This window comes from Sphingomonas faeni, assembly GCF_023195535.1.
Taxonomy (GTDB): Bacteria; Pseudomonadota; Alphaproteobacteria; order Sphingomonadales; family Sphingomonadaceae; genus Sphingomonas; species Sphingomonas faeni_B.
The window spans coordinates 141,703-157,738 of sequence record NZ_JALPNF010000003.1; the positions used below are offsets into that span (position 1 = coordinate 141,703).

The 16,036-nt window shown below is 66.6% G+C and carries 11 protein-coding genes; 5 read left to right on the forward strand and 6 right to left on the reverse strand.

The window, feature by feature from the left end:
- Positions 1-127: 127 nt before the first annotated feature.
- Positions 128-2,707 (reverse strand): DNA mismatch repair protein MutS, encoded by a 2,580-nt coding sequence (gene mutS, locus SPHN_RS07885; RefSeq protein WP_248522971.1) that lies wholly within the window; start codon positions 2,705-2,707, stop codon positions 128-130.
- Between the two features lie 295 nt (positions 2,708-3,002).
- On the opposite strand from mutS, the gene SPHN_RS07890 reads away from it, so the two are divergent.
- Positions 3,003-5,258: an NADP-dependent malic enzyme gene (locus tag SPHN_RS07890; protein WP_060526371.1), complete on the forward strand. Its 2,256-nt coding sequence runs from the start codon at positions 3,003-3,005 to the stop codon at positions 5,256-5,258.
- A gap of 156 nt (positions 5,259-5,414) precedes the next feature.
- Here SPHN_RS07890 and SPHN_RS07895 read toward each other — a convergent pair whose 3' ends face one another.
- Positions 5,415-6,203 (reverse strand): SDR family oxidoreductase, encoded by a 789-nt coding sequence (locus tag SPHN_RS07895; RefSeq protein WP_248522599.1) that lies wholly within the window; start codon positions 6,201-6,203, stop codon positions 5,415-5,417.
- 132 nt (positions 6,204-6,335) lie between these two features.
- On the opposite strand from SPHN_RS07895, the gene SPHN_RS07900 reads away from it, so the two are divergent.
- The 4 genes from SPHN_RS07900 to SPHN_RS07915 all read left to right on the forward strand — a co-directional run bounded on the left by SPHN_RS07900 (position 6,336) and on the right by SPHN_RS07915 (position 11,475).
- On the forward strand, positions 6,336-7,163 hold the full coding sequence (locus SPHN_RS07900) for an SDR family NAD(P)-dependent oxidoreductase (RefSeq protein ID WP_248522600.1): 828 nt from the start codon (positions 6,336-6,338) through the stop codon (positions 7,161-7,163).
- Positions 7,160-8,593, forward strand: coding sequence for an MFS transporter (locus tag SPHN_RS07905; RefSeq protein WP_248522601.1), 1,434 nt, complete (start codon positions 7,160-7,162; stop codon positions 8,591-8,593). Before SPHN_RS07900 ends, SPHN_RS07905 begins: the two co-directional genes overlap by 4 nt.
- A 250-nt stretch (positions 8,594-8,843) precedes the next feature.
- Positions 8,844-10,721: a M1 family metallopeptidase gene (locus SPHN_RS07910; RefSeq protein ID WP_248522602.1), complete on the forward strand. Its 1,878-nt coding sequence runs from the start codon at positions 8,844-8,846 to the stop codon at positions 10,719-10,721.
- A 136-nt stretch (positions 10,722-10,857) separates the two neighbouring features.
- Entirely contained in the window at positions 10,858-11,475 is a 618-nt protein-coding gene (locus SPHN_RS07915; RefSeq protein ID WP_248522603.1) for a CHAP domain-containing protein, read from the forward strand.
- Between the two features lie 390 nt (positions 11,476-11,865).
- On the opposite strand, the gene msrB is transcribed toward SPHN_RS07915, so the two are convergent.
- The 4 genes from msrB to SPHN_RS07935 form a co-directional block, all read right to left on the reverse strand.
- The gene (msrB, locus tag SPHN_RS07920) at positions 11,866-12,354 is read right to left on the reverse strand and encodes a peptide-methionine (R)-S-oxide reductase MsrB (RefSeq protein WP_248522604.1); all 489 of its coding nucleotides are present in this window, start codon (positions 12,352-12,354) and stop codon (positions 11,866-11,868) included.
- Between the two features lie 62 nt (positions 12,355-12,416).
- Entirely contained in the window at positions 12,417-13,655 is a 1,239-nt protein-coding gene (locus tag SPHN_RS07925) for a cytochrome P450 (protein ID WP_248522605.1), read from the reverse strand.
- 209 nt (positions 13,656-13,864) lie between these two features.
- Positions 13,865-15,100: an ABC transporter permease gene (locus tag SPHN_RS07930; protein WP_248522606.1), complete on the reverse strand. Its 1,236-nt coding sequence runs from the start codon at positions 15,098-15,100 to the stop codon at positions 13,865-13,867.
- Positions 15,097-16,023, reverse strand: a complete 927-nt coding sequence (locus SPHN_RS07935; RefSeq protein WP_248522607.1) for an ABC transporter ATP-binding protein — start codon at positions 16,021-16,023, stop codon at positions 15,097-15,099. Before SPHN_RS07935 ends, SPHN_RS07930 begins: the two co-directional genes overlap by 4 nt.
- Positions 16,024-16,036: the final 13 nt, after the last annotated feature.

The window sequence follows — 16,036 nt, forward strand, 5'->3', positions numbered from 1 at the left end:
TTGCGCCTTGCTTCCCTCAATCCGTCACCCCCGGCGGAGGCCGGGGCCCACCGGCCCGCACACTCTAGTCTCCCGGATGTGCGGAACAGTGGATGCCGGAACGAGCCCGGCATGACGGGGGAAGGGATCACCCCTCGTTGGCTAAGGCCTTCAACCGATAGAGCGCCTCAAGCGCATCCCGCGGACTCATCGCATCGATATCGAGTTTCGCCAGATCCTCGCGCAGCACATCGCACGCCACCTCCTCGACCTGCGCTGCCGCCGCGAACAAGGGCAGGTCGTCCAACCCCGCCGCGATCCCCCCGGTCTTCGCGCGCCCGGCTTCGAGCTTCGCCAGCACCGCCTTCGCGCGCGCCACCGTCACCGGCGACATCCCCGCCAGTCGCGCGACAGCGAGGCCATAGCTCCGATCCGCTGGCCCGTCCGCGAGCTCGTGGAGCAGTACCAGCTCGCCCTTCCACTCGCGTGCGCGGACGTGATGCAGCGACAGCGCCTCGCAGCGTTCGGCAAGCCGCGTCAGCTCGTGGTAATGCGTCGCGAACAGGCAGCGGCAGCGATTGTCCTCATGGATCGCCTCGACCACCGCCCACGCGATCGCGAGCCCGTCATACGTCGACGTACCACGGCCGACCTCGTCGAGGATCACGAACGAGCGCGGCGTCGCCTGCGCGAGGATCGCCGCGGTCTCGACCATCTCGACCATGAAGGTGGAGCGGCCACGCGCGAGGTTGTCCGACGCGCCGACCCGGCTGAACAGCCGATCGACCAGCCCCAGGGTGGCCTTGGTCGCGGGCACATACGATCCCGCCTGCGCCAGCACGGCGATCAGTGCGTTCTGGCGGAGGAAGGTCGATTTACCGCCCATGTTCGGGCCGGTGACAAGCCACAGCCGTGAACTTTCTGAAAGGTTGCAGTCGTTGGCGACGAACCGGTCGCCCGACTTGGCCACCGCCGCCTCGACCACCGGATGCCGGCCGCCCTCGATATCGAAGCACGCATGATCGACCAGCGAAGGCCGCGTCCAGGCGCCTTCCGCCGCGCGCTCCGCCAGCCCAGCCGCGACGTCGAGCCGCGCGAGCGCATCCGCCGTCGCCGCAATCGCCTCGCGCCCTGCCAAGGCCTGCGCGGTCAGTTCCTCGAGATGCGCCGCCTCTGCCGCCAACGCATGCGCGCCCGACTGCGACACCTTCGCCGCGACCTCGTGAAGGGCGGGCGTGTTGAACCGGACGACGCCGGCTAGAGTCTGGCGATGCGTGAAGCCGCTCTCCGGCTTCATCAACGGATCCGCCGCGCGCGCAGGCACTTCGACATGATAGCCGAGCACGCCGTTGTGGCGGATCTTCAGCGCGGTAACGCCGGTCGCGGTGCGGAACTCCGCCTCGAGCGCGGCGATCGCCCGCCTGCCGCCCGCGCCTGCGTCGCGCAGGTCGTCGAGCGCCGCGTCATAGCCCGCTGCGATATAGCCGCCATCGGACGCCTCGATCGGCGGCGACGGCACCAGCGCGCGCTTGAGCAGGTCGATCAGCGCGCCGTGTCCGCGCAATCTTGGCGCGACGTCCCGGAGCAGCACCGGCGGGTCAACGATGCCGTCGAGCCGCTCGCCGAGGCTCCATGCACCGTCCAGCCCGTCGCGCAACTGCCCCAGATCGCGCGGACCACCACGCCCCGCCGCGAGCCGCCCGAGCGCGCGGCCGATGTCCGGCAGAGCGCGCAGGGTCGACCGCAACTTCTCCCGCGCCGCCTGGTCGTCATGGAACAGCCGTACCAGATCGAGCCGCGCGTCGATCGCTGCCTTGTCCATCAACGGCGCGCCGAGATCCGCCCCCAGCAACCGCGCACCGGCCCCGGTGACAGTCCGGTCGACCGCATCGAGCAGGCTCCCCTTCCGCACGCCACCGGTCGTGCAGGTCAGCTCCAGGCTCTCCCGCGTCGCCGCGTCGATCGCCATCGTCTCCGCCGCCCGCCCGATCCGCGGCGGTCGAAGAAAGGGCATCGCGCCCTTCGCATTATGCTCCAGATACGCGACCAGCCCGCCCGCCGCGGCCAGCCCCGCGCGCCCGAACTGCCCAAATCCATCGAGCGTCGCTACGCCGTACACTCGCTTCAGCCGAGCCTCGCCAGCCCCGCTGTCGAAGTCCGTCTTCGGCCGCAGCGTCGTCGCCGACTCCTCGAAAGCGCTAGCCTCCGACGCGACAACCTCGGCCGCGCCAAGCCGCGCCAGTTCCGCCTCGACCGCATCGCCCGCAACCTCAACGATCTCGAACCGCCCTGTCGACACGTCCGCCGCGGCGATCGCCACCGACCCGCCCGCCTCGCCGATCGCCACGCACCAATTGTCCGAGCGCGCGTCGAGCAACGCCTCCTCGGTCAGCGTCCCCGCCGTCACCACTCGCACGATCGCCCGCGCGACGAGTGCCTTCGAGCCCCCGCGCGCTTTGGCTTCCGCCGGGCTCTCGACCTGCTCGGCGATCGCGACGCGGTGCCCCGCCTTGATCAGCCGTTGCAGGTACACCGTCGCCGCGTGCACCGGCACGCCGCACATCGGGATCGGCTTGCCCTCATGCTCGCCGCGCGCGGTCAGCGCGATGTCGAGCACCGCCGCAGCGGTCCGCGCATCGTCCATGAACAGTTCGAAAAAATCGCCCATCCGGTAGAACAGCAAGCAATCCTGCGCCTCCGCCTTCAGGCCGAGATACTGCGTCATCATGGGGGTAGGGGCGGGGTGCGACATCACGGTGCGGGTAGCGAAAAGCCGCGCCCCATAAAACCCCTCTCCCCTCAGGGGAGAGGGAGGGGCCCGCGCAAAGCGTGGGAGGGTGAGGGGGAGTGAGGCTCGGGCGCGCACCCCAACCGCCCCTCATCCGTCGCTGCGCGCCACCTTCTCCCCGAGGGGGAGAAGGGAGTTCGATCGCGCCCTCGCTAGGGCGAAGTGTCCGGGGTGACGAACGCGGACCACCTGCCTAGAAGGTCCTCCAAACCTAACGACCGCGCGAGGCCCGCCCATGTCCGACGAAACGCTGCAATTCTCCGAACGCGAAGCCTTGCTCTTCCATTCGGAAGGCCGTCCGGGGAAGATCGAGATCATCGCGTCGAAGCCGATGGCGACGCAGCGCGATCTCGCGCTCGCCTATTCGCCCGGCGTCGCGGTGCCGGTGCAGGCGATCTACGACGATCCCGCCACCGTCTACGATTACACCGCCAAGGGAAACCTCGTCGCGGTCATCTCGAACGGCACCGCGATCCTCGGCATGGGCAATCTCGGGCCGCTCGCCAGCAAGCCGGTGATGGAAGGCAAGGCGGTGCTCTTCAAGCGCTTCGCCGACGTCGACGCGATCGATATCGAGCTGAAGACCGAGGACGTGAACCGCTTCATCGACGCGGTCGAGCTGATGGAGCCGACCTTCGGCGGGATCAACCTCGAGGACATCAAGGCGCCCGAATGCTTCATCATCGAGCAGGCGCTGCGCGAGCGGATGAACATCCCGGTCTTCCATGACGACCAGCACGGCACCGCGATCATTACCGCCGCCGGCCTGATCAACGCGTGCCTGCTGACGGGGCGCAAACTCTCTGAGGTCAAGATCGTCGTCAACGGCGCGGGTGCCGCGGCGATCGCCTGCACCGAACTCGTGAAGGCGATGGGCGTGCGCGGCGACAACGTCATCCTCTGCGATCGCAAGGGTGTGATCTACCAGGGCCGCGAGGGCGTCGACCAGTGGAAGTCGGCGCATGCCGCGATCACCGAGACGCGCACGCTGACCGAGGCGCTGGTCGGCGCCGACGTGTTCCTCGGGCTCTCCGCGGCGGGCTCGCTGACGCCGGAGATGGTCAAGGACATGGCGCCCGCGCCGATCATCTTCGCGATGGCCAATCCCGAGCCCGAAATCCGCCCCGAACTCGCGATGGCCGCGCGCCCCGATGCGATCGTCGCGACCGGCCGCTCGGATTATCCGAACCAGGTCAACAATGTGCTAGGCTTCCCCTTCATCTTCCGCGGTGCGCTTGATGTCCGCGCGACCGGCATCAACGACGCGATGAAGATCGCCGCCGCCAACGCGATCGCAGAGTTGGCGCGCGAACGCGTGCCGGAGGAAGTCGCCGCGGCGTACGGCGTCAGCCACAGCTTCGGCCCGGCGTACATCATCCCTGCGCCGTTCGATCCGCGGCTGATGGAAGTCGTCCCCGTCGCGGTCGCGAAGGCCGCGATGGCCTCGGGCGTCGCCACCAAGCCGATCCTCGACATCGAAGCGTATCGGCACTCGTTGAGAGCACGCCTCAACCCGACCACCTCGGTCCTGTCGATGGCCTATGAAGGCGCGCGCGCGCACCCGAAGCGCGTGATCTTCGCGGAGGGCGAGGAGGAAGTCGTCCTTCGCGCCGCGATCGCGTTCAAGGAAGGCGGGTATGGCACGCCGGTGCTGGTCGGTCGCGACGACGTGCCCGACCGGTTGCGCGCCTTGGGCGTCACCGACCCGGAGAGCTTCGAACTTCACAACAGCCGCGTCTCGCCGCTGGTGCCGCGGATGGTCGACTTTCTGTATTCCCGCCTCCAGCGCCGCGGGTATCTGCGCCGCGATTGCGAGCGGATGGTCAACCAGGACCGCAACATCTTCGGCGCGCTGCTGCTCCAGCTCGGCGAAGGCGACGCGATGATCACCGGCATCACGCGGACGTACGGCGAGACGATGCGCCAGATTTATCGCGTGATCGATCCGGCTGCGGGCAAGACGCCGTTCGGCATCCACCTGCTGGTCGGCCAGAGCCACACCGTGTTCATCGCGGACACGACGGTCAACGAACGCCCGACCGCCGAGCAGCTGGCGGACTTCGCCGAACAGACCGCGGCGGTCGCGCGGCGGATGGGTCACGAGCCGCGCGTCGCGTTCCTCAGTTATTCGAACTTCGGCAATCCGAAGGGGGAGTGGCTCGACAACATCCGCGACGCGGTGACGGTGCTCGACGGGCGGAAGGTCGGCTTCGAGTACGAGGGCGAGATGGCGCCCGACGTCGCGTTGAATCCGAAGCAGTTGGCGAACTACCCCTTCGCGCGGCTGTCTGGGCCGGCGAACGTGCTGATCATGCCGGGGCTCCAGTCCGCGCACATCTCGGCCAAGCTGCTCCGAGAACTAGGCGGGGACTCGGTCATCGGCCCCATGCTGATCGGCATGGAAAAGCCCGTCCAGGTAGCCCCGATGACCAGCACGGCGAGCGAACTCGTAACCCTGGCCGTGCTCGCTGCCGGCGGCATAGCCCGCTAACTCCCTCGCCCCTACGGGGAGAGGGAAGGGGCCCGCGGCGCTTGCCGTGGGAAGGGAGAGGGGAGTGAGGCTCGGGACGGCTGATCCCAACCGCCCCTCTCCCTTCCGTCGCAAGCGCTCCTCCCTCCCTCTCCCCGGAGGGGCGAGGGAATTGGCTCAGGCGTCGATGCTTGTCCCCAACGACGCATGCACCAGCCCACCATCCACCGTGATCGTCTCCCCAATCACATAATCCCCCGCGCGGCTTGCCAGATAAATCGCCGCCCCAGCCATATCCTCGTCCACCCCGACGCGCTTCGCCGGGATCCCCTGCGCCACCGCATCCCCATGATCGCGCGCCGCCTTGTTCATGTCGCTCGCGAACGCCCCCGGCGCGATCGAGGTGACGTTGATCGAATCCGTCACCAGCCGCGCCGCCATCCGCTTCGTCAAATAGATCAGCGCCGATTTCGACGCATGATAGCTGTACGTCTCCCACGGGTTCAGCCGCTGCCCGTCGATCGACGTGATGTTGATAACCTTCGCAGGCTTTGCGCGCGATCCCGAAGCCTTCAGCGCGGCATGCAGCGCCTGTGTCAGGAAGAACGGCGACTTCACGTTCAGGTCCATGACCTTGTCCCAGCCGATCTCCGAAAACTCCTCGAACGGCACGCCCCACGCCGCGCCCGCATTGTTCACCAGGATATCGAGCTTCCCCTCATGCTCGGCGAACTGCGCGGCCAACGCCTTGCACCCCGCCACCGTCGAGACGTCCTGCGGCAGCGCGATGCAGTTCGGCCCGAGTTCCGCGGCGGCCGCCTCGCAGACATCGGCTTTCCGCGAAGAGATATACACCTTCGCCCCCTGCGCGATGAAGCCGGCGGCGATCATCTTGCCGATCCCGCGGCTGCCGCCGGTGATCAGCGCGACGCGGCCGTCGAGCCGGAACAGGTTGGTCGTATCCATCACGCATCCTCCAAATGTTTGGCCGCTTGGTATCGCCGCCCGTGCTCTGCCGCAAACCCGTTTTTCGAACGCGCCATCATTGACGAGTGCAGAAGCCATACTATGCTCGCAAAAAAGAGCAGGAGAGTGCGTGTGAGGTTTTCAGGCAAGCGTGCCGTCGTGACCGGCGGCGCGTCCGGCATCGGCCGGGCGACCGCGCTCCGACTCGCCGACGAAGGCGCCACCGTCCTGATCGGCGACATCGACGAAGCCGGTGGCCATGCGCTCGCCGACGCATCCGGCGGGCGCATCATCTTCCAGCGTGCCGACGTCCTCCAGGCCGGCGATATCGAGGCGCTGATGCAGACCGCCGACGATGCAGGCGGGCTCGACATCCTGTTCAACAACGCCGGCGCCGGCGGCTCACGCGATCCGATCGGCGAGATCAGCCCGGAGGATTGGGACCGCACCCAGGCGCTCCTCCTCCGCTCGGTCGCACTCGGCATCCGCTACGCAGCACCGCTCATGGCCAAGCGCGGCGGTGGCGCGATCGTCAACACCTCGTCGGTATCCGCGCTCGGCACCGGCTACGCGCCGACCGCTTACTCCACCGCCAAGGCCGGCGTGCTCCACCTCACCAAGCAAGCCGCCGCCGATCTCGCGCAGCACAGGATCCGCGTGAACGCGGTCGTACCCGGCTTCATCGTCACCAACATTTTCACGCGCACGCTCGAGCTCGACGCCGACAAGACCACCAAGGCCGACGCGATGATCGCGCACATCGCCGCCGACGCGCAGCCGATCCGCCGCCCCGGCACCGGCGACGACATCGCCGCCGCGGTCGCGTTCCTCGCCAGCGACGATGCGAGCTTCATCACCGGCACGCACATCCTCGTGGATGGCGGCATGACGATCGGTACGCGGCCGAGCTGGGACCCGGCGCAACCCTCGCTGTTCGCAATTCTCGACAAACTGAAATGACCGCTCCGGGTCGCCGCCTCTCGAACGGCACGATGGCGAGCTACGGCTTTGGCGCGGTCGCCTACGGGGTGAAGGACGCCGGGTTCGGCACGTTTCTGCTGTTGTTCTACAACCAGGTCGTCGGGCTGCCCTCCGCCACCGTCGGTCTCGTCATCATGATGGCGCTGCTGATCGATGCGTTCGTCGACCCCGCGGTCGGTTTCTTCTCCGATCGCACGCGGACCAAATGGGGCAGGCGGCATCCGTGGATGTACGCCTCCGCGCTGCCGATCATGGTCGGCTGGCTGCTGCTGTGGAATCCGCCGTCGGTGATGTCGGAACCGCAGACGCTGGTCTGGCTGTTCGCGATGGCGGTGCTCGTGCGCACTGCGGTGAGTTGCTACGAGGTCCCCTCGGTTGCGCTGACCCCGGAACTCACCTCCGGCTATGACGAGCGCACGCGGATCATGGCGTATCGCTATCTGTTCGGCTGGGTCGGCGGTCTGCTGATGCTGCTGTCCGCGTACAAATATTTCCTCGCGCCCACCGCCGCGTTCCCCAACGGTCTGCTCAACCGCGCCGGTTACAGCGGCTTCGCGCTCGCGGGCGCGCTGCTCATCGGCGTCGCGATCCTCGTGTCGGCGCTCGGCACGCACCACGAGATCAAGAATCTCCCCCACGCCCCGATCGCCCGGCAGACCTTGCGCGATTCCTTCGCCGAACTGCGCGAAACGGTGAAGAACCGCGCCTTCGCGATCCTGATGGCGGCAGGCGTCTGCGCCTACACGATCCAGGGCATCAGCTACGCGATGTCGAATTACCTCTATATTTACGTATGGGGCTTCAAGGGCCCGACCTTCGTATATCTGACCATCGCGTTGTTTTCGGGCGTCTTTCTCGCGTTCCTGGCGGCGCCCCGGCTCGGAAAATCTGCCAGCAAGCCCAAGGCGGCGATGACCGCGGTGTTATGCGGTGCGGCGCTCAACACCTCGCCCTATTGGCTGCGCATGCTCGGCGTGTTTCCGGAGGTCGGCGAGTCCATGCTGCTGCCGACGCTGTTCGGGTTCTTCATTCTAGGCACCGCGTCGAACGTGACCGGGTTCATCCTCGGCGCGTCGATGATGGCGGACGTGGTCGAGGATTCGGAGGCGAAGACGGGACGAAGGTCGGAGGGCGTGTTCTTCGCCGGCTCGTTCTTCGTCCAGAAATGCACGAGCGGGATCGGGATATTCTTCGCCGGCATGATCCTCGCGGTGGCGGGCTTCCCGGCCAAGGCTACGCCGGGGACGGTTCCGGTGGGGACGATCGACCGCCTCACGCTGATCTACGCGGGGCTCTACATCGCGCTCGCCTGCGTCTCTGCGTTCTTTTTCTCACGGTTTCCGTTCGGGCGGGTGGAACATGAAGCACGGCTGGCGAGGCTGGCAACGACACCGGTTCGCGAAAGCTGAGGGGGATGAAACGGAGGGTGGAGCGATCTCCACACATCCCACCGTCATCCTGACGAAAGTCAGGATCCAGAGTGATGAATGGTTGTCCTTTACGGCTCTGGATCCTGACTTTCGTCAGGATGACGGGATTTGTTTGGTGCAGCCTGTAAACACACCCGCCGTAATCAGGTCCCTTCCAGCGCCAGGGACACCACGGTAGGACCGACGCTTGGCCGTCCCGATATCGAGGAACGGCGACATCGGAGTTCCCATGCGCATCCCCGCACTAGCCACCGCCCTTAGCCTCGTCCTCGCATCCCCTGCCGTCGCACAGACGATCGCGCCGATCCTCACCACGCCCGACGCACGCGATCCGCACAGCTACGCCCGCCCCGCCGAAGCCCGCGTCACGCACGTCGCGCTCGATCTCGCCGCCGACTTCGACACCCACGTCATCCGGGGCATCGCCACGCTCGACGTCCTCGCAAAGCCAGGCGCCAAGCTCGTCCTCGACGACAACGGCCTGAAGATCGTCAACATCACCGACGCTACCGGTAAGCCGCTCCCCTACGAAGTCGGCGCGGTCGACAAGATCCACGGCGCGCCGCTGACCGTCACGCTCAACGGCGCGAAGAAAATCCGCATCGCCTACGCCTCGTCGCCCGACGCCAAGGCGCTGCAATGGCTCACCCCTGCGCAGACCGCCGGCAAGAAACAGCCCTTCCTGTTCAGCCAGGGCGAGGCAATCCTCAACCGCAGCTGGATCCCGACGCAGGACTCGCCCGGCATCCGCCAGACCTGGGAGGCAAAGATCGCCGTCCCCAAGCAGCTCACCGCGGTGATGAGCGGACTCGCGACTGGCAAGCCGACTTGCGCGGCGGACCGCTGCACGTTCGAATACAAGATGGACAAGCCTGTCGCACCGTACCTGATCGCGCTCGCGGTCGGCGACATCGCGTTCAAGTCGACCGGCTCGCGCACCGGCATCTGGGCCGAACCCGCGACCTTGCCCAAGGCCGCGTATGAATTTGGCGAGCTCGAGAAGTTCGTCGCCGCCGCCGAAGGGCTGTACGGCCCGTATCGATGGGGCCGCTACGACGTGCTGGTCCTGCCGCCGTCGTTCCCGTTCGGCGGCATGGAAAACCCGACGCTCACCTTCGCCACGCCGACCGCGATCGCCGGCGACCGCAGTCTCGTCTCGCTGATCGCACACGAACTCGCGCACAGCTGGTCGGGCAACCTCGTCACCAACGCGACCTGGGACGATTTCTGGCTCAACGAAGGCTTTACCAGCTATTTCGAGAACCGGATCATGGAGGCGCTCTACGGCAAGCGCCGCGCCGACATGGAGGCCGACCTCGCCTGGACCGACATGCTCGCGGCGGTGAAGGACGCCGGTGGCCCCGCCGCGAAGGACACGCAACTCCACCTCGATCTCGACGCATCGCGCGATCCCGACGACGGCATGACGCAGATCGCCTACGACAAGGGCGCGGCCTTCCTCCGCACGATCGAAAAGCAGGTCGGCCGCGCGCGGTGGGACGCATATCTCCGCAGCTATTTCGACCGCCACGCCGTCCAGCCGCAGACCAGCGCCGGCTTCCTCGCCGACCTGAAATCGAAGCTGCTGACCCCCGCCGAGGCGAAGACGATCGGCGTCGACACGTGGGTGTACCAACCCGGTATTCCGGCGAACGCAGTCCATGTGACGTCTGCCGCATTCCCTGCGGTCGATGCGGCGGCCAAGGCCTATGGAGCCGGTGGGCCGGTGTCGGGCGTTCCGGGCAAGGCGACCACGCAGGAGATCACGCGCTTCATCACGCAGCTTCCGCGCAAACTCCCGGCCGAGCGGTTGAAGACGCTCGACGACGCGTTCGGCTGGAACACCACCGGCAATTCGGAAATCCGCTTCGCCTGGCTGCAACTCGCGCTTGCCAATCACTATGCGCCCGCCGACGCCTCGGCCGAGCAGTTCCTGACCTCGCAGGGGAGGCGCAAGTTCGTCGCGCCGCTGTTCCAGCAGATGATGGACTCGGGCGACTGGGGTCACAAGCTGGCGATGGACATCTACGGCAAGGCGCGGCCGGGCTATCATGCGGTCACGCAGGTCACCGTGGACCGCATAACCGGCTGGAAACTCATGAACTGAGCCTGACGAGGCCCTGTTTCGGGCGTTGGTCGGCGCGGTAACACGCTTCGTCGGATATGGTTCCCGACCGGGTTTCAATTAATTCGAACCTCCCGTAGCCAGACTGTGACGAACGGGTTTTGGCCGGGGGGTCTCGATGAATTTCAAGGCGTTAGCAGCGCGTTTTGCGCTGGTGGTATCGTGCGGCCTGATGACGGCCACACCGGCAGCAGCCCAGTTCTGGCAGTGTGTCACGTTCGCCCGCTCGGTTTCGGGGATCGAAATCCGCGGCAACGCAAACACTTGGTGGGATCAGGCCGCTGGCCGCTACGAGCGCGGCCACAGCCCTAAGGCCGGTTCGGTCCTCGCTTTCTCGCCGACCTCGCGGATGCGCGTCGGCCATGTCGCGATGGTCTCGAAGGTCGTCAGCGACCGCGAAGTCCTTCTCACCCACGCCAACTGGTCGCGCCCCGGCGCCGTCGAGACCAACGTCCTCGCGATCGACGTTTCCGACGCCGGCGACTGGAGCAAGGTCAAGGTCTGGTACGGTCCGCAGGGCGACCTCGGCACCTCGGTGTACCCGACCAAGGGCTTCATCTATTCGGGCCACGCACCCGCCGGCGATACGCTCGACGTGCAGCCCTCGTACCAGATGGCCAGCGCCACCCGCACCATCACCGCAACGCAGCGTGCCAACGCCGCGCAGCTCGCAACGATCCAGCACGGCCCGACCGACCCCCGCGGCATCTTCACGCTGGTGAACGAGGCGAACTGAGGTTTGCCTTTGGGGCGGGGTGCGGGGCTCGCTGCGGCATTCCTGACCGGCTCCGACATCACAGTAGTCGAGTGTTTCGCTGCTGATCGCCCCCAGGTTGCTGCCCGGTTACTGATCACCTCCGATTAGTTCAGCACTCCAACCTACCCAAAAAGCACACCTCCCCGGCGAAGGCCGGGGCCCAATTTGTGAGGTCGCAGTAACGAAGCGCGGCCTTCGATTAGCAACGCTTCCCAATTGCACCCCGGCCTTCGCCGGGGGGGCAAAAACAGCGCGCCGGGCAGCTTACCCTCTTGTTCTCCCGCGAAGGCGGGGTCCAGTCTGGGTCCCCGCCTTCGCGGGGACACAAGCCTAAGTAAAATGGAGCGAATGGCCCGAGGGTGAGCGCCCTCAAGCCGCCTTGAACGTAAGCGCATCGCCATTCATGCAGTACCGCTTGCCAGTCGGCTTCGGCCCATCGTCGAACACGTGCCCGAGATGCCCGCCACACCGCCGGCAATGCACCTCGGTCCGCGCCATCCCCAGCGTCGAATCCACCCGCGTCCGCACCGCGTTCGGCAGCGGCTGCCAGAAGCTCGGCCACCCGGTCCCGCTCTCGAACTTGGTCTTCGACGAGAAGTTCGGCAACGCGCACCCGCCGCAGGAAAATATCCCCGCGCGATGCTCGCCATTCAACGGGCTCGAATAGGGCCGCTCCGTGCCTTCCTTCCGAAGGACGTTATACGCATCCGGCGACAGCTTTTTGCGCCACTGCGCATCGGTCAGCGTAACCTCGAACCGCTCCGCCGCCTGCGCAGGCTGCGACGAACACCCCCACAAGGCAAAGCCGGCGACAGCCGCACCGGCAAGCGTAAGAAAAGCGCGGCGGTCCTGGGTCATATCGGTCTCCATGGTTCGAGATATAGGTACGCGCGAACGAACCGATAAGGTGACGCCAAACCTCAGTATCTGCTGATTTCCACCGGCAGCGTGCGATACCCGTGCACGAAGCACGCCGCGACCCGCGTAGGTTCGGCGAGCACGTTGATCCGCATCCGCCGCGCAGCCATCTCCTCGAGCAGGATCGCGATCTGCATCTCGGCGAGCCGGGCGCCGACGCAGCGGTGGATGCTGTGGCCGAACGCCAGATGCCGCCGCGCGTTCGGCCGATCCACCACGATCGCGTCCGCATCGTCCCCGAACACGCTCTCGTCGCGGTTCGCCGAGATATACCAGAGCGCCAGCTTGTCGCCCGCCTTGATGTGCTGCCCCATCAGCTCCGCGTCCGCCGTTGCGGTCCGGCGCATGTGCGCGAGCGGGGTCTGCCAGCGGAGAATCTCGCTCACCGCATTGAGGATCAGCGTCGGGTCTGCCTCCAGCTTCGCGCGCGAGTCCGGAAATTTGTCCAGGCCATACGCCAGCGCGGACATCGAATTGCGCGTGGTGTCGTTGCCGCCGACGATCAGCAGGATGAGATTACCGATAAATTCGTTGTGATCCATGTGGCTCATCGCGTCCGAATGAATCATCATCGAGATGAGGTCGGGCGTCGGCGGCTTATCGATCTTCGCGTCCCATAACCCTTTGAAATACGAACCGCATTCGAACATGTGGGCGAGCCGCTGCGCGCGCAGTTCCTCGTTCTTCACGATTTCGATGTCGCCTGCCCAATCCGACCACAGCGTCAGCTTACGGCGATCGGCCCACGGAAAATCGAACAGGATCGCGAGCATTTGCGTGGTCAGTTCGATCGCGACGGTATCCACCCAGTCGAAGCGCGTGTTCCACGGCAGGCTGTCGAGCATGTCTGCCGTCCGCCGGCGGATATCGCCCGACATCCGCGTCATCTCGCTTGGGGTGAAGGCAGGCGCGACGGTGCGGCGCTGGCCGGTGTGCACGGGGCGGTCACGCGCGATGAACATCGGCATGCGGACATCGCGCTCGGCGACGAAATCGGCGATCGTTATGCCGCCGGCTTCGGACGAATAGAGGTCGGGGAGCGATTCGACCTCGACGATGCCCTTGTAGCTCGAGACGGACCAGTACGGCCCATAGTCGGAATGCTCGACATAATGGACCGGCGACTCGGCCCGCAGCGTCTTGAAAGGCGCCTGCCACACATCGTCGCGGTACAGTTCGGCACGGCTCACATCGAGCGGATCGACCGCGTGTTGCGCCACGTCTCTCACCAGAGTCGCCATCGTCTCTCTCCCGTATTTTGCCACAGGAAAGGCTTTGCTGACACCTATGTCAATAGGGTTGGGCCGTAACCGAGAGATCCTCCTCCGCAAGGGGGAGGTGGCGCCGAAGGCGACGGAGGGGGAGGACACGCAACAGAGGTTACCCTTTCCTCCCCCTCCGTCTGGCAAGCGCCAGCCACCTCCCCCTGGCGGGGGAGGATTTGCAAAACCTAAGCCGCCGCCTTTGTCTTGCGCCGCCAGAACGGCCGCGCGCTGCCCGATTGCAGCACCCCCCGCCGGAACAGCCGCGCCCCGACCGTGATGAAGATCGTCACCCACAAGGCCTGCCACGCCAGCGCCGCGACATGCGGCAACAGTTCGGCGGAGTTCGCCGCCCGTCCGGCCATCGCGAACGGCGACGACAGCGGGAACAGCTCGGCAACCGTCGCGATCCAGCTTCCCGGCAGCGAGACCGCCGCCGACGACAGCCCGAACATCGCGACCTGCAGGATCGTGATCGGCAACGATAGCATCTGGATCTCGCGCATCGTCGAGGCCTGCGCCCCGACGCCGAGGAACACGGACCCGAGCAGCAGATACGCCATGCTGAAATACGCGGCGAACAGCAGCGCAAACATCGGACCGCCGACTGCCGGCGCCAGGTCGCCCAGCGCCGCCGCCGCGCCCGCCGGCATCAATGTCGTGATCTGCGTGACGACGGTGCCCCAGAACGCGACGAACAGCACCGCGACGCCGAACATCCCGATCAGCTTGCCGAAGAACACCGATTCCAGCGGCACCGCGGCGGCGAGCACTTCGATCACCTTGTTGTTGCGCTCTTCGGCCATCGTGCCGACGACCTGCCCCGACAGGAACAAGGTCAGGAAGAAGATCCCGAACACCGCGAAGAAGGCGGATTGATGCTGGCCACCGACCGAGGTGGTCGAGCGCGTGATCTGCGTCTTGGTCGCGGCGATCGCGGGCAGCGTGCCGCCGAGCTTCTCCGCCGCCAGCGTCGTCTGCGCCAGCAACCCGAGATAGTCCGCAGAGCGCTTTCCGCGCGGGCCATACAGGATCTGCGGCGCGTCGAGCGAACCATAGATCACCGCCGACGCGTCGATATCCTTCGTTTCGAACGCCGCACGCGCCTGCGCCGCCGGATCGGCCAACGGCGCGACGGTGGTCAGCGCCGGCGGTGCCTCGTCCTCGCGGAACATCCCGCGCAATCGCGTATCGGCTTCGGCGATCGGTCGCGATGTCGCGGCGGGGACGATCGCGATGATCCGCGTCTTGTCCTGCGCACCGCCGCTGACGCTCGCCGCGCCCAGCCCACCGATCGCGCCGAACGATCCCATGATGACCGGCGCGAACAGGAACAGCAGGAAGATCGGCGTGAACACCGTGGCGATGAAGTCGCGCCGCGCGATCGTGAAGGTCTGGCGGAGCGTCCGACGAAAGCGCGTCATGCCGCCTGCACCTTCGCGACGTCGCCATGCTGACCGACGATACGGACGAACGCCTCGTGCAGCCCCGGCCGCTCGATCGACAGCCCCGAAATTCCGTACCCTGCGTCGATCAACCTCACGAGCAAACTCTCGATCCCTTCACCCGGCAATTCGAACCGCCAGCTATCGCCGTCCGGCATCGCATCCGCCGGCAACACGCCGCGGATCGCCGGATCGGGCCGATGCGGCGTATAGTGGACGCGCTGCGGCAGGATTCCCCGCGCGTCGCCCACCGTCCCCTCGAACCGCCGCTTGCCGCCGGCGATGATCGCCAGCCGGTCGCACAGCCGTTCGGCATGGCTCATGATATGCGTCGAGAACAGGATCGTCGCGCCGCGATCCCGCTCGGCGAGGATCAGCGCCTCGAGCCGCTCCTGGTTGACCGGATCGAGCCCCGAAAACGGCTCGTCCAGCACGAGCAGATCGGGCTGATGCACCACCGAGCCGAGCAACTGCACCAGCTGCGCCATGCCCTTCGACAATTTCCGGATCTTCTCGTCGACCGCATGGCCAAGGCCGGCGGCCTCCATCAGTACCACCGCACGCTCGCGGCCGGTCTTCCAGTCGAGCCCACGCAGAGCCCCCAGGAACGCGATCGCCTCGCGCGCCTTCATCGCTGGATACAGCCCGCGTTCCTCGGGCAGATAGCCGACCCGGTCGCTCGCATCGCGCGGATTGTCATAGCCGAGCAGCGTGCGGCTACCCTCGTCGGGCTCGATGATCCCGAGCAGCATGCGCAGCGTCGTCGTCTTGCCCGCGCCGTTGGGCCCGAGCACGCCGTACACCGAGCCGCGCGGCACCATGATGTCGACCCCGTCGACCACGCGCCGGTCGCCGAACCGCTTCACGAGCCCGCTCGCGGTGACCGCCCATTCATCGTTCACGCGCAATCTTCCT